The sequence below is a fragment of the Cobetia sp. D5 genome, assembly GCF_035666195.1.
Taxonomy (GTDB): domain Bacteria; phylum Pseudomonadota; class Gammaproteobacteria; order Pseudomonadales; family Halomonadaceae; genus Cobetia; species Cobetia amphilecti.
This window is the reverse complement of the sequence record NZ_CP142020.1, coordinates 193,620-212,286: the sequence shown is the minus strand read 5'-3', so window position 1 is coordinate 212,286 and position 18,667 is coordinate 193,620. Positions and strand designations below refer to the sequence as shown.

Annotated in this window: 12 protein-coding genes and 3 rRNA genes; 4 read left to right on the top strand and 11 right to left on the bottom strand. The window is 60.8% G+C overall.

Going from position 1 to position 18,667, the window contains the following annotated elements:
- Positions 1-36 precede the first annotated feature (36 nt).
- Complete coding sequence (locus U0O11_RS00960; RefSeq protein ID WP_043336733.1) at positions 37-648, bottom strand: YjaG family protein; 612 nt, start codon at positions 646-648, stop codon at positions 37-39.
- 181 nt (positions 649-829) lie between these two features.
- Positions 830-1,123 (bottom strand): MGMT family protein, encoded by a 294-nt coding sequence (locus U0O11_RS00955; RefSeq protein ID WP_043336737.1) that lies wholly within the window; start codon positions 1,121-1,123, stop codon positions 830-832.
- An 81-nt stretch (positions 1,124-1,204) separates the two neighbouring features.
- Here U0O11_RS00955 and U0O11_RS00950 point away from each other — a divergent pair, with 81 nt between their 5' ends.
- Positions 1,205-2,020, top strand: coding sequence for a type 1 glutamine amidotransferase (locus U0O11_RS00950; RefSeq protein ID WP_324691122.1), 816 nt, complete (start codon positions 1,205-1,207; stop codon positions 2,018-2,020).
- Between the two features lie 26 nt (positions 2,021-2,046).
- On the opposite strand, the gene mnmH is transcribed toward U0O11_RS00950, so the two are convergent.
- Together mnmH and U0O11_RS00940 are read right to left on the bottom strand one after the other, a co-directional pair.
- Positions 2,047-3,153 carry a tRNA 2-selenouridine(34) synthase MnmH gene (mnmH, locus tag U0O11_RS00945; protein WP_287024178.1) on the bottom strand — a complete coding sequence of 369 codons (1,107 nt, stop codon included), beginning with the start codon at positions 3,151-3,153 and terminating at the stop codon, positions 2,047-2,049.
- Between the two features lie 118 nt (positions 3,154-3,271).
- Entirely contained in the window at positions 3,272-5,143 is a 1,872-nt protein-coding gene (locus U0O11_RS00940; protein ID WP_324691118.1) for a SulP family inorganic anion transporter, read from the bottom strand.
- 338 nt (positions 5,144-5,481) lie between these two features.
- On the opposite strand from U0O11_RS00940, the gene U0O11_RS00935 reads away from it, so the two are divergent.
- Complete coding sequence (locus tag U0O11_RS00935; protein WP_107335681.1) at positions 5,482-6,126, top strand: DUF1415 domain-containing protein; 645 nt, start codon at positions 5,482-5,484, stop codon at positions 6,124-6,126.
- 121 nt (positions 6,127-6,247) lie between these two features.
- Here U0O11_RS00935 and radA read toward each other — a convergent pair whose 3' ends face one another.
- From radA to U0O11_RS00920, 3 genes are all read right to left on the bottom strand, one after another.
- Positions 6,248-7,660, bottom strand: a complete 1,413-nt coding sequence (gene radA, locus U0O11_RS00930) for a DNA repair protein RadA (RefSeq protein ID WP_043336740.1) — start codon at positions 7,658-7,660, stop codon at positions 6,248-6,250.
- Between the two features lie 141 nt (positions 7,661-7,801).
- Positions 7,802-8,269, bottom strand: coding sequence for a copper resistance protein NlpE N-terminal domain-containing protein (locus tag U0O11_RS00925; protein WP_043336742.1), 468 nt, complete (start codon positions 8,267-8,269; stop codon positions 7,802-7,804).
- A gap of 179 nt (positions 8,270-8,448) precedes the next feature.
- A complete protein-coding gene (locus U0O11_RS00920) occupies positions 8,449-9,588 on the bottom strand; it encodes an alkene reductase (RefSeq protein ID WP_279837557.1) in 1,140 nt (379 codons plus the stop codon).
- Between the two features lie 403 nt (positions 9,589-9,991).
- Here U0O11_RS00920 and hisC point away from each other — a divergent pair, with 403 nt between their 5' ends.
- Both hisC and gloA2 read left to right on the top strand, forming a co-directional pair.
- A complete protein-coding gene (hisC, locus tag U0O11_RS00915) occupies positions 9,992-11,047 on the top strand; it encodes a histidinol-phosphate transaminase (protein ID WP_279837558.1) in 1,056 nt (351 codons plus the stop codon).
- Positions 11,048-11,214: 167 nt separating this feature from the next.
- On the top strand, positions 11,215-11,658 hold the full coding sequence (gene gloA2, locus U0O11_RS00910; protein ID WP_279837561.1) for an SMU1112c/YaeR family gloxylase I-like metalloprotein: 444 nt from the start codon (positions 11,215-11,217) through the stop codon (positions 11,656-11,658).
- Between the two features lie 231 nt (positions 11,659-11,889).
- Here the strand turns inward: gloA2 and rrf are convergent.
- From rrf to tyrS, 4 genes are all read right to left on the bottom strand, one after another.
- Positions 11,890-12,005 (bottom strand): 5S ribosomal RNA (rrf, locus tag U0O11_RS00905).
- A 136-nt stretch (positions 12,006-12,141) separates the two neighbouring features.
- Positions 12,142-15,027 (bottom strand): 23S ribosomal RNA (locus U0O11_RS00900).
- 243 nt (positions 15,028-15,270) lie between these two features.
- Positions 15,271-16,811, bottom strand: a 16S ribosomal RNA gene (locus U0O11_RS00895).
- The 16S, 23S and 5S rRNA genes sit together here, the layout of an rRNA operon.
- 577 nt (positions 16,812-17,388) lie before the next feature.
- Positions 17,389-18,597: a tyrosine--tRNA ligase gene (gene tyrS / locus U0O11_RS00890; RefSeq protein WP_279836955.1), complete on the bottom strand. Its 1,209-nt coding sequence runs from the start codon at positions 18,595-18,597 to the stop codon at positions 17,389-17,391.
- Positions 18,598-18,667: the final 70 nt, after the last annotated feature.

Below are 18,667 nucleotides of genomic sequence, written 5' to 3'. Positions count from 1 at the left end.
TCATCACTGGCACCAGGATGGCCCGAATCGGGCCGCTCAATCCTGCAAGGATAGCCCGAGATTGCTGACATCTTCATTGCGGCCCAATTGCTTGAGCGCGCGCCAGTCATCGCGTGACAGCTGCGGGGCTTCGACGCTCTCGAGCACGGCGTCCTGGAAATCACGCTCATCGATCATCAAGGGATGTTCGCGAATCATGGCTTCCAGCGCTTCCTGCTCGATGCCCTCACCGGCCTGCAGGTCGATCAGTGCGCGCACGCCATCGGCGGACAGACGGCTGATCTTGAGCGCGGCTTCCGGCTCTTCACTGATCAGCACATCGATGCAGGCGGTCAGCGCCATCACGGCTTCCAGGGCGCGGCGCGCACCGAAGCTGTCATCGTCCTCGGCGGGCTCGAAGGCGGTGACCTTCTCGGCCTGCAGTGAGAAATCGATCTTGGCATCGCGCACGCGCAGCTGCTCCCAGACGAGGTCCAGCAGCTTGCGCAGCTCACGCGTGGTGTCCAGCGCGCTGGCCGTGCCATTGGCTTCGGCGTAGAAGCCGGCATTGGGCAGGAGTCGCTCGGTCAGCGCCGCCATGAAGGCAGTACGGCGCACGGGGGCCAGCGCATCAAGGCGCGCACGGAAACCGGATACAGGCTGAGTCATGACGGCTCTATTCTCACTTCACTATTCAATATGCGGCGTTCGCGCTGGCGTCTTGGCTCCGCCAGCCGCGATGTCACCGGAGGTCGCTATAGGGTATGCGATAGGATAGGCGAAAGGGTAGCGCCCGCGCGTGGCCGGATGAACGCGACCCTGCTCGAGCGCTGCCGTGCTGCCGCACTCCTCAGGGCCACAGGCATTCCGTCGGCACGCGGCCGGCACCATCGAACAGGATGCCTTCGCTGCGCAGCTTTTCCCGCTGGCGCACTGCCCCGCCGTGCTCGGTGACCTTGAGCGAGGCGTTGATCACGCGATGCCATGGCAACTGATGGCCATCCGGCAGGTGACGCATCGCCGAGCCGACCATGCGCGCGCTGGCGCCATCGGTCATCTTGGCGATACGCCCGTAGGTGGTGATGCGCCCTTCGGGAATCTGCGCCACCACGGTGTAGATCTGTTCGAGCAGTTCGGCCCGCATGCGGTTCTCTCCTTGTCGAGTCGCGGCTGGTTCGCCCGGTGCAGGTGCTGAGATGTAGATACTGACTATGCAAGTAATGAGATGCAGGTACTGAGAAGCAAGTACTGGGGCCTTTACGCTGACATGGCGCTCACGCATGATGAAGCCATGCATCTTTACTTCATACATCAGGGGCAACTCCCTGACACTGAACCAGATTCAGCCGCCGATACCGCAACGCTAGCGCATGACTGGCAGAGTCCGCTACGCCTCAAGGACTGGCTTTCCGGCATGGGGCACAGCTTCAACACCAGCTTCCCGCTGGCAGGCGAAGCGCTGCCGGGCATCGATGACTTTCATGCGCTGGTGGTGCTGGATGGCCCGCAACGCCTGTCGAGCGCCGCACAGCCGGCCTCGCCCGCCGAACAGCAGTCGCTGCGCCTGCAGCGCAAGTTGATTCGGCGCACACTGAACAGCAATCGCCCGCTGCTGGGAATTGGCCTGGGGGCGCGACTGATCGCCGAGCAGATGGGGGCGATCGTCTCGTCCGCCGTGGTGCCGCAGCGTCGCTGGGCCACGTTGACGCGCAGCAACGAGTGCCCGCTGGGGCTACCCGCCGAGTTCGAGGCCTTGATGTGGCATGAGGAGATCTGCGGCCTGCCGGAAGACTGCGAGCTGCTGGCCAGCAGCGAGCATACGCCAGTGGCCGGCTTCAGCTGGGATGAGGGTCGCGTGGTGGCGCTCAACTTCCATCCGCACATGGATGCGGCGGCCACACAGGACCGCCTGGCCCGCCATCCCGCGCCCCTGGAGGGCAATGGCGTGCCGTCACGCGAGGCGTTGCTGGAGGACCCGAAGCGCTTTGATCGTCAGGCGGCCCTGCTGGACCGCCTGCTGGTGGACTGGCTGAATGCGTGAGCGCTGACCGGCGCCCGTAAGGGATATCAGCGCTGCCAGCGGTGATTGGCGCTCCACTCACGCGCGAAGGCAAGGCTGTTGTCCCAGTCGCCGACGTGCAGGAAGGTGCGCTCGTGCTTCTCGAGCTGATAGCGGTACATCGGGTCGTAATACTCGCTGAGCAGCGGCGCCAGCCAGCCTTCATGGGCAATGGGATTGCCACGCTTGTGCTCCTGGAAGGCGATGTCCTGCATGCGCACCAGACGAGCAAGGCGCGCACTGCCCAGGCGCTTGCGCAGACGCAGCAGCGCCTGACGCAGCTGGCGCTGCATCAGGGTCCAGCCGAGGAAGTCACCATAGTGGCGACTGTAGGTGGACCACAGCCCCTCGATATAGTCCTTCTGAATCTGCACGACTCGCCAGTCCAGCGGCATCTCGACGCGGATCAACGGCGCCTGCTCCATCGCGCGCCAGGTGGCGAGCGGAATGTTGACGCTGCCGATGAAGCGCGACTCGTCTTCCATGATGGTCGGCGCTTCATCCTCAAGCGTGAGCATCTCGGCGGCGATGCGGTGCTCGAAGTCGATCTGGCTCGGCGCCGGGAAGGGGTGGCGGCCGAAGGCCGAACCCTTGTGCCGCGCACAGCCTTCCAGGTCGATGCCATTGTCCAGCGCATGGATCAGCTCGGTCTTGGCGCAGCCGGTCAGCCCGCCGATCAACAGCATCGGGGCCTGCTCGGCACGCTCATCGATATGCTGACAGAGCTGCTGACGCATGGCCTTCCAGCCGCCCTCGATGCGCGGACGCTCGATCCCCGCTTCCTGCAGCCACTGCTGACTGAGCTGGGAACGCATGCCGCCGCGGAAGCAGTAGAGAATCGCGTCAGGGAGCCGCTCGACGTGCTCGACCCAGGCGCGGATACGTGCGCGCTTGATCCCGCCGCTGACCAGTTGATGGCCAAGATGTACCGCCGATTCCGGGCCGACCTGCTTGTACTGCAGCCCGACGCGATGACGCTCCTCATCATCCATCAGCGGCAGATTGACGGCACCCGGCAAGGCACCAGCGGCGAATTCGACCGGCGCACGCACATCGATCAACGGACGGCCGTCGCGAATCAGGTCGCAGCTGGCCGCCACGGTGGGCAAACTCATGGGCATCTCTCGGCAGACAGAACAGGATTGAGGCAATGGGCGGCGGCTAGCTGACTGGCCGCACCATCAAGGGGCCATATTCTAGCGCAAGCGTGCAGCCGCCCCCAGCCTTGTGCTTTCACGCCAACGGTGGCGTCAGGCGCACCCCCTGCCCCGGCCCGATCCCGGCCGGACCGAACAGCTGACAATCGGGGCAGGCAGCGGGCTGATCACCGTGGGCGCGATGCGCTTCGGCGACCGAGTCGCGCAGCGAGGCAATCGCCGCCTCGGCGGTATGGAAGTAGTTCTCACGCCCCATGCGCTCGAGGAAGCCACCGCGCTCCATCACTTCCAGCGCGTACATGCGAAAGCCGCACATGCTGAGACTGCCGCCGGCATCGCGCAGGCGACGTTGCTCGATCTCGAGCATCTCGGCACCCGCGATATCGATGAAGTTGCAGCCGGTGCCCAACAGAATGACGTGCTTGCCGGTATAGCGCGCCAGCTTGCGCTGGACGTGGTCGACCGCCCCGAAGAACAGCGAACCATCCACGCGCAGAATCACCACTTCCCGGCACTGGGCCAGCTGATAACGCTCGGCATTGCGCACGCCAAGCTCCGGGTGTTCCGGATCTGGCGCCATCTCGACCAGACGGGGCCGTGAGGTGCGGTTCAGATACAGCACCAGTGAGACCAGCACCCCGGCGAAGATGGCGAACTCCAGCGGCAACAGCAGAGTGGCGAGGAAGGTGATCACCAGCACCACCGCCTCTTCGCGGCTGACGGCCAGAATCTGACGGATATGACCGACTTCGATCAGGTTGGCGGCGATCACCATGATCAGGCCCGCCATCGCCGGCAATGGCAGCCAGGCGGTCACGTCAGGCACCAGCAACAGCACCGCCAGCACGATCAGCGCCGCCACCACCACCGACAGCGGCGTACGGGCGCCGGCATCATAGTTGGCGCCGGAGCGCGTGAAGGAGCCGGAGCCGGCAAAGCACGAGAAGAAACTGCCCGCCAGATTCGACAAGCCCTGGCCGATGAACTCCTGATTGCCGTCGATACGCTGATGCGAGCGCACGCCGATGGCACGCGCGATGGAGACCGCCTCGATCAAGCCGAGCACCGCCAGCGCGAAGGCCGCCCCACCCAGCGAGCGCAGGGTATCAAAGCCCAGCGGCGGCAGGGAAAACGGCGGCAGACTGCCGGACAGTGCGCCGACCATCGGGATACCTGCCGCGCTGCCGCCGAGCAATGCCGCGATACCACAGCCGACGGCCATCGCCACCAGCATCCACGGCAGCTTGCGATTCAGCCGCCGAACCAGCACGGCCGTGAGCAAGGTGCTGAGTCCCGTGATCAGCGTGGCCCACGAGGTATCGCCCAGATGCCCGAGCAGCGCCCACCAGGTGCCGAGAAAGCTCGAGGCATCGCCAAGCGCGATGCCGAACAGATGCTTGAGCTGACTGGTGGCGATCAAGACCCCGGCGCCGGCGGTGAAGCCGATCACCACCGTGTGTGAGATGAGATTGACCAGCGCCCCCATGCGCATCAGCCCCAACGACAGCTGGATGATGCCGACCATGCAGGTCAATGCCAGCACCAGCGGCAGGTATTCGGGACTGCCCGGCGCGGCCAGGGTCGAGACGGTACCGAACACCACCATCGAGATCGCCGCGGCCGGGCCACTGACCATATGCCGCGAACTGCCGAACAGGCCGGCGATGATCGCCACCACGATGGCGGCATACAGCCCATGCGCCGGTGGCAGGCCGGCGATCAACGCATAGGCCACCCCCTGAGGCAGCACCAGCACCGCGCCACTCAGGCCCGCGATCAGATCAGAACGCGCATCCCCGGGCGACAGCTGACGCATCCAGCCGAGAAAGGGTAACAGTCGCGACAGACGATAGGCCGCGGCACTGGTGTGCTCGGGCCCCTCTGCCGTCTCGGTAGATTCGGGAGATTCGGGGGGCGGCGAGGAAGGAGGCGGAGTATCAGCGGACAAGAAGTATCTCCGTGGCGAGGCAGGAAAGAAGTCGTCAACCGGTAGCCGCAATATCCCTGAACGTACTCGGGACAGGCTTGAAACCAGCGGTGATAAGTCTATCGCTGAAATCACTAATGAAACAGGGCCGCCACATGCTCGACAACGACCTGTGACCTTGCGGCCCTTTCCCTAGAAAGAGATATGTTGAAGAGAGACGATGAAGAGACATGATCAAGCAACACGGCGACGAGACACGATAACGAGACACGAAGAGAGACGAGAAGACACGGCGCTGGCCATGCCGCGCCCGAGCAGTGACAATACCCGTTCCTGACACCGCTGCGGACCCTGACGCCATGACCACCGACGCTACGCCGACCGATACCACGACTCCCGAGACGGCAGGTGGCTACACCCCGCCGCTGGATGCCAGCGAAGCCGAGGCCATCGACGCCACTCGCCAGTGGGTCGAGACGCACATCATCGCCGACAATCTGTGCCCGTTTGCCGCGCGCGAGATGGCACGCAACAGCATCCAGTATGCCGTGGTGCCCGGTGCAGGCCTCGAGCGCAGCCTGCAGGCACTCGGCGATGAGCTGCTGAACCTGGACGCCAATCGTGACGCCGAGACGACGCTGGTGATCTTCAAGGACGGCTTCCGCGACTTCGATACCTACCTCGAGCTGCTCGACTACGCCGAGGCGCTGCTCGAGATGCAGGGCTATGAAGGCATCTATCAGCTGGCCAGCTTCCACCCGGAATACGTGTTCGAGGACACCGAGGAAGACGACGCGGCCAACTACACCAACCGCTCGCCCTACCCGATGCTGCACCTGCTGCGCGAGAGCTCGGTCGAAGCCGCCATCAATGCCTACGCAGGCGATGTCGAAGAGGTTCCGGGGCGCAATGAAGAACTCATGCGCGAGCGCGGTGTCGAGCTTCTGGTCTCACGCCTCAAGGCCTGTGCTCACGCTGCCCGTCAGGCTGACAAGCAGGACTGAGCTTCGTGCTCGGAGAAAACTCCATACGAACAAGGCCAGCCGCGAGGCTGGCCTTGTTCGTTGCATGCTACATCACACCACGATGTCCCCGTGCGGCAGGCTCACGCGCCAGGCGCAGATGTCACAGGGCTTCCAGCGCCTGGGACAGCTTGTCGACCGCCACGATGGTCATGCCCTTGGGCGGATTCTTGGGGGCATTGCCCTTGGGCACGATAGCGCGCGTAAAGCCATGCTTGGCGGCCTCGACGATGCGCTCCTGGCCACTCGGCACCGGACGGATCTCGCCGGACAGCCCCACCTCGCCGAACACCACCAGCTCGCGCGGCAGCGGACGGTTCTGCAGGCTGGAGACCACCGCACACAGCACCGCGAGGTCGGCGCTGGTCTCGAGCACCTTGACCCCGCCAACCACGTTCAGGAAGACATCCTGATCGCCGGTGAACAGGCCGCCATGCTTGTTGAGCACTGCCAGCAACATCGACAGACGATTGCCGTCCAGGCCGACGGCGACACGGCGGGGATTGCCCAGCGGCGAGTCATCCAGCAAGGCCTGCACTTCGATCAAAATCGGTCGCGTGCCCTCCCACACCACCATCACCAGACTGCCGGAGGACTGCTCCTCGCTGCGCGACAGGAAGATCGCGCTGGGATTCTTCACCTCCTTCAGGCCCAGCTCGACCATGGCGAACACGCCCAGCTCGTTGACCGCACCGAAGCGGTTCTTCTGGCCACGCAACGTGCGGAAGCGCGAATCGCCATCGCCCTCCAGCAGCAGGGAGGCGTCGATCATGTGCTCCAGCACCTTGGGCCCGGCCAGCGAGCCGTCCTTGGTCACGTGGCCGACCAGCAGCAGCACGGTGTTGGTTCGCTTGGCGAAGCGGGTCAACGCGGCGGCGGACTCACGCACCTGCGAGACACCACCCGGGGCGGATGACAGATCCTCCAGATGCATGGTCTGGATGGAGTCGATGATCAGCACCTCAGGCTTCTCGCGCTCGGCGGTGGCCAGAATCGTCTCGACGCTGGTCTCGGCCAGCATCTTGAGGCCTTGGGTCGGCAGCTGCAGACGATGGGCGCGCATCGCCACCTGCGACAGCGATTCCTCACCGGTGACGTAGAGTGAGCGCTTGTGCTGGGCGAGCTTGCAGGCGGTCTGCAACAGCAGTGTCGACTTGCCGGCCCCCGGGTGGCCACCGAGCAACACGGCGGAACCCGGCACCAGCCCGCCGCCCAGCACGCGGTCGAACTCGCCGAAGGTCGAGGAGAAGCGCGGCACTTCGGCCAGCGAGACATTGGAAAGATCGGTCACATTGTCGCTGAGCGTGCCGGCGTAGCCGCCCCGCCCATTGCTGGCGCTACGCGCGGCACCACCGGCGACGGCCCCCGCAGCGGGGGCGGCGCCGGGCAATACCGTGGCGCCGACGCGGATTTCCTGCAGGGTGTTCCACTCGCGGCAGCCGCTGCACTGGCCCTGCCACTTCGAGAATTCGCTACCGCATTCGGTACATACGAAGGCGCTCTTTGCTTTCGCCATCAGACAATCCTGTCGGGAAGAAATGATTCTCGGCGCCGCGGCGGAGTGTCGTCAGCCGTGGATTTCCAACGGCTAGACACAAGGAAGGCGGCTTGCGCCGCCTTCCTTGTGCTCACGATCGCCTTGTGGCGCACGGCACGCTTACTGGCGCTTGAGGCGCAGTGTCTCACCGTTCTGGAAGCGACGCTTCTGCGGGTCGACCAGCTCCAGGGTCTGGGCATCCAGACGCAGGAAGTAGTAGGTCTGGCCTTCGCCGTCCGGCGTCAGCTCATAGACGGTCGCGTTCGGGTCCGTCACGGTGCCGGACAGCACGTCCCACTGGCCTTCGTAATGCTCTGGATCCGGCTGCTGCGGATGATCACGATAGGTGGCATCGAGACTGAAGGTACGCTCATCCTGGGCTGCCTCTTCGGCACCCTTGAGGCGTACATCGAGGTCAATGCCCGTGCAACGACGACACGGCAGGGTGCCCTTGTAGACGGCAACCTGCTCGCTGGCTGTCTCGGTGGCGCTGTTGTCAGCGGCACCGTCATTGGTCTGGGCCGTTGATGCGCACCCGGCGAGACCGACCATCAGCGCGGCTCCCACCATCAGAGTCCTGATCTGCATTGAATCCTCCTTAAGGCGATGACTCGATAGCAGCGTCAGCGCTATCGACGGCGAGCGGTCTACCCGCTTTGGCAGGCAGACCGCTCACAAGCTTCCATGTTCAAGAATAGCGGGTATCCGCCCCGAGAGGCCACCCCCGATGGCGTTTATCGAACACCATTCGCTAAATCGTGTCGGCCTCAGCCGCGGCGATCATGGCCATTGTCGAGAAACGGATAGTCGGTGTAACCCTTGGCGCCACCACCGTAGAAGGTGTCCGGGTCCTGCTCGTTGAGCTCAGCGCCGAGGCGAATGCGCTCGACCAGGTCCGGGTTGGCGATATACGGGCGCCCGATGGCGACGGCATCCGCGATGCCCTCATCGATGATGCGTGCCGCGCTCTCACCGTCATAATGGCCGCAGAAGATCAGCGCGCCCGTGACGCGCTCGCGCAGGGCACGACGGAAGTCATCGCTGAACTTGATGTCGCCACCGGCCCAGTCCGGCTCGTTGACGTGCACATAGGCGATGCCACGTCTGGAGAGCTGCTCGGCCATGTAGAAGGCCATCTCTTCCGGCTCGTCATCGGTCAGACCGAAGATCTCGATGAAGGGCGTCAGGCGGATGCCGGTACGCTCAGGGCCGAAGACTTCGGCGACGGCATCGACGACTTCCAGCGTCAGGCGCGCACGGTTCTCGACCGAGCCACCGTACTGGTCAGTGCGCTGATTGGTGCCGGTGGCCATGAACTGGTTGAGCAGATAGGCGTTGGCAGCATGCACCTCGATCATGTCGAAGCCGGCACGCTTGGCACGCACGGCGGCCTGACGATAGTCCTCGATCAGCTGGGGAATCTCGTCCGTGTCCAGGGCGCGCGGCGTACTGGTGGGGTGACGTCCGCTGGTGCCGTCCTCGAATTCGACGAAGCACTGGGCACCTTCACCGCGCAGGGCGCTCGGCGCGACCGGCTGCTGGCCGTCCGGCTGCACCATCTCATGCGAGACACGCCCGACGTGCCACAGCTGCAGCGCCATGCGCCCGCCCTTGGCGTGCACCGCCTGGACGACGCCCTTCCAGCCCGCCTCCTGCTCATCGGTCCAGATGCCCGGCGTGTAGACATAGCCACGTGCGGTGGGCGAGATGTTGGTCGCCTCGCTGATGATCAGGCCGGCACCGGCACGCTGACCGTAATAGGCCTGCTGCAGCTCACCGGGCACGCTGTCGGGGGTACGAGCACGTGTCAGCGGTGCCATCAGGATGCGGTTGGGCAGGGTCAGATCACCGAGCTTGACCGGATCGAGCAGGGTGTCAGCGTACGGGGCATTGGTGTTGGCAGTCATCGGGACTCCTTGAATTGCAGGTCTTCGCCCAGCGTCCTCATCGTGCAAGGTCGCACGAGCTGGGCAAGCATGCCTGTGACATGCGGCATACCACGCGCTGCTTCAAGCACGCGCATCGCACGAGAATAATGCTGGCATGGCAACAATGTGCGAAGCCCGCCGTGCGGCCACTCTTGGGCTTCTTTCAACACCCCCTCTCGGCAGCCCTTCACAACACCCTCTCCCGACAGTTCTTCGCAACAATCTCTCTCGACAGTCCTTCGCCACAGCCTTCAATCACCGCTCCAATGCCCCTCATGACTCACTCAGAGCGCATGCCGGTGCTTGTACCGCGACGATCCAGCGGGCAACATGAAAAGCATCCATGACACGGGTCATGCACTGTCACCAGCGGCGAGAAATCATGAGCAAGTACTGGAGCCCCCAGGTCCACGACCTGACCCCCTACGTCCCCGGCGAACAACCGCGTGAGCAGCTGATCAAGCTGAACACCAACGAGAACCCCTATCCGCCGGCGCCCGCCGTGGAGCAGACGCTGCGCGAGTTCAATGCCTCTGATCTGCGCCGCTACCCGGACCCGAGCTCCAGCTCGCTGCGCGCCGCCCTGGCCGATACCTTCCATGTGAGCGCCGAGGAAGTCTTCGTCGGCAATGGCTCCGATGAGGTGCTGGCGCTGGCCTTCCAGGCATTCTTCCGACAGGACAAGCCGCTGCTGCTGCCGTCCATCAGCTACAGCTTCTACCCGGTCTACTGCCGCATGTATGGCATCGAGTCGCGCAGCATCGCGCTGACCGACAACTGGGAAGTCGACCTGGAAGCCTTCGGCAACGACAATGGCGGCATCATCTTCGCCAATCCCAACGCCCCGACAGGGCATGGTCATGGCCGCAAGGCGATTGCCGCGCTGCTGGAGCGCAATCCGCAGAGCGTGGTGCTGGTCGACGAGGCCTACGTGGACTTCGGTGGCGAAAGCGCCATCCCGCTGATTCATCAGTATCCGAATCTGGTCGTGACAGGCACTTTCTCGAAGTCGCGCAGCCTGGCGGGCATTCGTCTTGGCTATGCCGTGGCCTCGCGTGAGCTGATCGAGGGTCTGGAGCGCGTCAAGGACTCCTTCAACTCCTACCCCATCGATCGTCTGGCCGAACAGGTCGGCGTCGCTGCGCTCAGTGATCCCGACTATTTCGATGAGTGCCGCACACGGGTCATCACCACTCGCGAGCAGACGCGCGATCGCATGGCGGCGCTGGGCTTCGAGATCCTGCCCTCGCAGACCAACTTCGTGCTGGCGACTCACCCGACCCACGATGCCGGCAAGCTGTTTATCGGCCTGCGCGAACAGGGCATCCTGGTGCGCCACTTCAACACCGACGCACTGCGTGACTATCTGCGCATCAGCATCGGTACCGATGCCGAGATGGACAGCCTGATCGAAGCCCTGGAAACCCTGTGTCGCTGAGATAGCGCACGGCCTGGCCAGTGATGGCTCCAATCAAAGAAGGCGCCCAGTGGGCGCCTTCTTTCATCAGGATGTCACTCAGGTGCTCACCGTACGGCCCATCCACACAGCTCATCACACAGTTCGTCGTGCCGTTCATCGCACCGAACACTCTGCAGGAGCACAACATGACAACGGAAAGTCTCGCCAAGGCTTCGGATTCACCCTCGACACCCCACCTGCCTCTGACGCGGGTGCATCACGTGGCGCTGATCACCGCTGATTACCCTCGCGCCAGGCGCTTCTATCTCGAGGTCATGGATGCGCAGGTGATCAACGAGGCCTATCGTGAGGCCCGCGACAGCTACAAGCTCGACCTGCTCCTGCCGGGCGGCATCCAGCTGGAGCTGTTCTCCTTCCCTTCGCCACCTGAGCGCCCCAGCTATCCGGAAGCCTGTGGCCTTCGTCACCTGGCGCTGGCGACAGAAGACATCGATACCTGTGTCGAATTGCTGATCGCCCGTGGCGCCACGCCAGAGCCGATACGTATCGATGAATACACCGGCGCCCGCTTCACCTTCCTGGCAGACCCTGACGGCACGCCCATCGAGCTCTACGAAGTCTCGCCCTGATGTGATGGCGCACTGAAACTTCACTGGCCCCTGAAGATAAAAGGCCCCAAAGACAAAAGGCCCCTGTCGAGATATCAACAGGGGCCTTCGTGTGTCATGTGCAAGTTGCTTGGGCAAAGCTCTTTTCTTTCGCCCACAGCTGATTCGCATGCAGGATTCTCTGCACCACTTTTCCTGAGCACAAAGAGAACCGCCCCTGCAGCAAGGCTACAGGGGCGGTTCGGGATAAGTGCCTGACGATGACCTACTCTCACATGGAGAAACTCCACACTACCATCGGCGCTAAGCGGTTTCACTTCCGAGTTCGGCATGGGATCGGGTGGTTCACGCTCGCTATGGTCGTCAGGCGAAACGGTGGCATCTTGCGATGCCTGAGTCCCGAGGCTTTTGGCCTCGCGACTCGCAATATGAATCATGCTGACCGATATGTCTCGATCCTGTCGCAATCCCGGCGTTTGCCTGCGCAAACCCCTTGGGTGTTATATGGTCAAGCCTCACGGGCAATTAGTACTGGTTAGCTCAACACATTGCTGTGCTTCCACACCCAGCCTATCAACCTTGTAGTCTTCAAGGGCCCTTCAGGAGGCGCAAGGCCTCAGGGAAGTCTCATCTTGAAGGGGGCTTCCCGCTTAGATGCTTTCAGCGGTTATCCCGTCCGAACGTAGCTACCGGGCAATGCCATTGGCATGACAACCCGAACACCAGAGGTTCGTCCACTCCGGTCCTCTCGTACTAGGAGCAGCTCTTCTCAAACTTCCGACGCCCACGGCAGATAGGGACCGAACTGTCTCACGACGTTCTAAACCCAGCTCGCGTACCACTTTAAATGGCGAACAGCCATACCCTTGGGACCGACTTCAGCCCCAGGATGTGATGAGCCGACATCGAGGTGCCAAACACCGCCGTCGATGTGAACTCTTGGGCGGTATCAGCCTGTTATCCCCGGAGTACCTTTTATCCGTTGAGCGATGGCCCTTCCATACAGAACCACCGGATCACTAGAACCTACTTTCGTACCTGCTCGACGTGTCTGTCTCGCAGTCAAGCACCCTTATGCTCTTGCACTCAATGCACGATTTCCAACCGTGCTGAGGGTACCTTCGTGCTCCTCCGTTACTCTTTAGGAGGAGACCGCCCCAGTCAAACTACCCACCATACACTGTCCTCGATCCGGATAACGGACCTGAGTTAGAACGCCAATGATGTCAGGCTGGTATTTCAAGGTTGGCTCCACCGCATCTGGCGACGCGGTTTCAAAGCCTCCCAGCTATCCTACACAGACAACATCAGCATCCAGTGTAAAGCTATAGTAAAGGTTCACGGGGTCTTTCCGTCTAGCCGCGGGTACACAGCATCTTCACTGCGATTTCAATTTCACTGAGTCTCGGGTGGAGACAGCGTGGCCATCATTACGCCATTCGTGCAGGTCGGAACTTACCCGACAAGGAATTTCGCTACCTTAGGACCGTTATAGTTACGGCCGCCGTTTACCGGGGCTTCGATCAAGAGCTTCGCGTGAGCTAACCCCATCAATTAACCTTCCGGCACCGGGCAGGCGTCACACCCTATACGTCCGCTTGCGCGTTTGCAGAGTGCTGTGTTTTTAATAAACAGTTGCAGCCACCTGGTATCTTCGACCGGTAAGAGCTTACGGAGCAAGTCCTTCACTCGAACCGGTGCACCTTCTCCCGAAGTTACGGTGCCATTTTGCCTAGTTCCTTCACCCGAGTTCTCTCAAGCGCCTTGGTATTCTCTACCTGACCACCTGTGTCGGTTTGGGGTACGGTCGCATGTGATCTGAAGCTTAGAGGCTTTTCCTGGAAGCGTGGCATCGATGACTTCCTGACCGTGGTCAGTTCGTCTCGCATCTCGACCTCAGAGGAACCGGATTTGCCTGATTCCTCGGCCTACATGCTTTCACCAGGACAACCAACGCCTGGCTCACCTAGCCTTCTTCGTCCCCCCATCGCAACCACATCCGGTACGGGAATATTAACCCGTTTCCCATCGACTACGCGTTTCCGCCTCGCCTTAGGGGCCGACTCACTCTGCTCCGATTAACGTAGAACAGAAAACCTTGGTCTTCCGGCGGGGGAGTTTTTCACTCCCCTTATCGTTACTCATGTCAGCATTCGCACTCGTGATACCTCCAGCAGACTTCTCAATCCACCTTCATTGGCTTACACGACGCTCCTCTACCGCTCATCCAGAGGATGAACCCGTAGCTTCGGTACCTGATTTAGCCCCGTTATATCTTCCGCGCAGGCCGACTCGACTAGTGAGCTATTACGCTTTCTTTAAAGGATGGCTGCTTCTAAGCCAACCTCCTAGCTGTCTGAGCCTTCCCACATCGTTTCCCACTTAATCAGGATTTTGGGACCTTAGCTGACGGTCTGGGTTGTTTCCCTTTTCACAACGGACGTTAGCACCCGCTGTGTGTCTCCCACGCTGCACTCACTGGTATTCGGAGTTTGCCTCGGGTTGGTAAGTCGGGATGACCCCCTAGCCGAAACAGTGCTCTACCCCCAGCGGTGATACGTGAGGCGCTACCTAAATAGCTTTCGAGGAGAACCAGCTATCTCCGGGCTTGATTAGCCTTTCACTCCGATCCACAGCTCATCCCAGCATTTTTCAACATACTTGGGTTCGGGCCTCCAATTGATGTTACTCAATCTTCACCCTGGCCATGGATAGATCGCCCGGTTTCGGGTCTATACCCTGCGACTGGTCGCCCAGTTAAGACTCGGTTTCCCTACGCCTCCCCTATACGGTTAAGCTCGCCACAGAATATAAGTCGCTGACCCATTATACAAAAGGTACGCGGTCACACCACGAAGGTGCTCCCACTGCTTGTACGCATACGGTTTCAGGATCTATTTCACTCCCCTCGCCGGGGTTCTTTTCGCCTTTCCCTCACGGTACTGGTTCACTATCGGTCAGCCAGGAGTATTTAGCCTTGGAGGATGGTCCCCCCATGTTCAGTCAAGGTTTCTCGTGCCCCGACCTACTCGATTTCACGTGACTCAGACTTCGACTACGGGACTATCACCCTGTATCGTCAAGCTTCCCAGCTTGTTCGTCTGTCAGTTGTCACGCTTAAGGGCTGGTCCCCGTTCGCTCGCCGCTACTTGGGGAATCTCGGTTGATTTCTTTTCCTCCGGGTACTTAGATGTTTCAGTTCCCCGGGTTTGCCTCTATAGGTTATGTATTGGCCTATAGATACTCACCTGATGGTGAGTGGGTTTCCCCATTCGGAAATCGTTGGGTCGCAGGGTATTTGCCACCTCGCCAACGCTTATCGCAGGCTATCACGTCCTTCATCGCCTCTGGCTGCCAAGGCATCCACCGTATGCGCTTAATCGCTTGACCATATAACCCCAAGGGGTCTGTCAAGGATTACGAATCTGTCGGACCTCTCCGACATATCGTTTTGATAGACATGCGCTTGGCGCACACATCTATCGTCAGCATGATTCACATTGTTAAAGAGCGGCTGTTCAGAGAACAGTGAGAAGCGCGCTCTGATGAGCACGCTTGCCACTGCCGGCTAAGCCAGCAATAAGATCAGGTAATTCGTTGTGAGCACTTGCCGCGAGCAGTAGACAGTGTCGATAAGGAGGTGATCCAGCCCCAGGTTCCCCTAGGGCTACCTTGTTACGACTTCACCCCAGTCATGAACCACACCGTGGTGATCGCCCTCCCGAAGGTTAGGCTAACCACTTCTGGTGCAGTCCACTCCCATGGTGTGACGGGCGGTGTGTACAAGGCCCGGGAACGTATTCACCGTGGCATTCTGATCCACGATTACTAGCGATTCCGACTTCATGGAGTCGAGTTGCAGACTCCAATCCGGACTGAGGCAAGCTTTATGGGATTGGCTCCACTTCGCAGTATTGCAACCCTTTGTACTTGCCATTGTAGCACGTGTGTAGCCCTACCCGTAAGGGCCATGATGACTTGACGTCGTCCCCACCTTCCTCCGGTTTGTCACCGGCAGTCTCCTTAGAGTTCCCGACATTACTCGCTGGCAAATAAGGATAGGGGTTGCGCTCGTTACGGGACTTAACCCAACATTTCACAACACGAGCTGACGACAGCCATGCAGCACCTGTCTCAGAGTTCCCGAAGGCACCAATCCATCTCTGGAAAGTCCTCTGGATGTCAAGGGTAGGTAAGGTTCTTCGCGTTGCATCGAATTAAACCACATGCTCCACCGCTTGTGCGGGCCCCCGTCAATTCATTTGAGTTTTAACCTTGCGGCCGTACTCCCCAGGCGGTCAACTTATTGCGTTAGCTGCGCCACTAAGTCCTCAAGGGACCCAACGGCTAGTTGACATCGTTTACGGCGTGGACTACCAGGGTATCTAATCCTGTTTGCTACCCACGCTTTCGCACCTCAGTGTCAGTGTCAGTCCAGAAGGCCGCCTTCGCCACTGGTATTCCTCCCGATCTCTACGCATTTCACCGCTACACCGGGAATTCTACCTTCCTCTCCTGCACTCTAGCCAAGCAGTTCCAGATGCCGTTCCCAGGTTGAGCCCGGGGCTTTCACACCTGGCTGACTTAGCCACCTACGCGCGCTTTACGCCCAGTAATTCCGATTAACGCTTGCACCCTCCGTATTACCGCGGCTGCTGGCACGGAGTTAGCCGGTGCTTCTTCTGCGAGTGATGTCTTTCCTCGGGAGTATTAATCCCAAGGCGTTCTTCCTCGCTGAAAGTGCTTTACAACCCGAAGGCCTTCTTCACACACGCGGCATGGCTGGATCAGGCTTTCGCCCATTGTCCAATATTCCCCACTGCTGCCTCCCGTAGGAGTCTGGGCCGTGTCTCAGTCCCAGTGTGGCTGATCATCCTCTCAGACCAGCTACGGATCGTCGCCTTGGTGAGCCATTACCTCACCAACAAGCTAATCCGACATGGGCTCATCCGATAGCGCAAGGTCCGAAGATCCCCTGCTTTCTCCCGTAGGACGTATGCGGTATTAGCCTGAGTTTCCCCAGGTTGTCCCCCACTATCGGGCAGATTCCCATGCATTACTCACCCGTCCGCCGCTCGACGCCTCCTAGCAAGCTAGGATCGTTTCCGCTCGACTTGCATGTGTTAAGCCTGCCGCCAGCGTTCAATCTGAGCCATGATCAAACTCTTCAGTTGAAAGCTTGATAGTCTGTTAAGCAGACCAAACTTGGTTCAGAGTCAAACTTCTCGTGAGAGGCTTGCTCCGATATTTGGTGACCTTGTCACCACTCATCGGCAAGCGCTCACACGAATTACCTGATCAAATTTTTAAAGAGCGTCGCTGTTAAGCGAGGAGGCATATTCTACCCGGAACGCTTGAGAAGTCAAGCACTTGATGATGAGTCAGTCGACTGCCTCTAAGCATCATCAAGCGGTGAGGAGCGTTGCTCGATCACCTGTTCCGTAAGGAGTGCGGCGTATTCTAGCGAATCGCCCGGGATTGTCAATCGATGATTTCGAAGTGAACTTCAAAAACATCAAGCAAAACAATCACCTGCAAACCTCGTTCACCGCTGGTGACGCCATGCGTCCCCGGCAGCGGATGCGTACTTTACGCACGAACCGCCGTGAGGGCAAGGGCTTTCTTGAGAGAATCTCGCCGCGGTGATGTCAGGCGCTCACAACGCGTTCGGCCCCACCATGTCTGGTGGGGCCGAACGGGAGGCGACATACGCCAGCGTCTTCTCAATACCTTTCAGAATCCCTCAGCACCTCAGCGCGTCACGGTCACTCTCGCGTAGCGCTTCTTGCCCGCCTGGATGACGATGGCGGTATCGAAAGGTGCCATATAGGAAGGCTCGACCACTTCGCCATCCACTTTCACGCGACCATTCTTGAGCATGTCCTTGGCCTGGGCACTATTGTTGGCCAGGCCCGCGCGATTGATGACCGCCGCGATCGGCGCCACCTCGGCGCCCTCCAGGCTGACGGTGACATCCGGCATGTCCGCCGGCAGCTCGCCGTCGGCCAGCTGATTGCCGCTGGAAAGGTGTGCCGTCGCCGCCGCTTCTTCATCGTGGAAGCGTGCCACCAGCTCGCGCGCCAGCTCCATCTTGATATCACGCGGGTTGGCACCGTCATCGATGCTGGCCATCAGCGCCTTCACTTCATCGAGAGGACGCAGCGACAGCAGCTCGAAGTAACGCCACATCAGCGAATCCGGCATGGAGACGATCTTGTTGAACATCTCGCCCGGGCGGTCGTTGATGCCGATGTAGTTGCCCAGCGACTTGGACATCTTCTGCACACCATCCAGGCCCTCGAGGATCGGCATGGTGATCACGACCTGCGGCTCCTGCCCGCGCTGGCGCTGCAGCTCACGCCCCATCAGCAGATTGAACTTCTGGTCGGTGCCGCCAAGCTCGATGTCCGCTTCCAGTGCCACGGAGTCATACCCCTGGATCAGCGGGTAGAGAAACTCATGGATGGAGATCGGCTGATTGCCGTTATAGCGCTTGTCGAAATCGTCACGCTCGAGCATGCGCGCGACCGTGCTGGAGGCCGCCAGCTCGATCATGTCACCCGCGGAGAGCTTGTTGATCCATTCGGAGTTGAAGGCGATGCGCGTCTTCTCCTTGTCGAGGATCTTGAAGACCTGCTCCTGATACGTCAGGGCGTTGGCCTTCACGTCCTCTTCGGTCAGCGGCTTGCGCGTCACGCTCTTGCCGGTGGGGTCGCCGATGCGGCCGGTGAAATCACCGATCAGGAAGATGATCTCGTGACCGAGGTCCTGCAGCTGGCGCAGCTTGTTGATCAGCACCGTATGACCGAGGTGCAGGTCCGGCGCCGTCGGATCAAAGCCTGCCTTGACCTTGAGCTTGCGCCCGGACTCGAGCTTCTTGATCAGCTCTTCCTCGACCAGCACCTCATCGGTACCGCGCTTGATGATCTCCAGCGCTTCCACTACTGACTTGTCGCTCATCCTGCCCTCTCTGACCGTTGCTGCTCCCCTCGTAACGGGGCATGTTGGCCCAGAATGTTAGCATGACGAG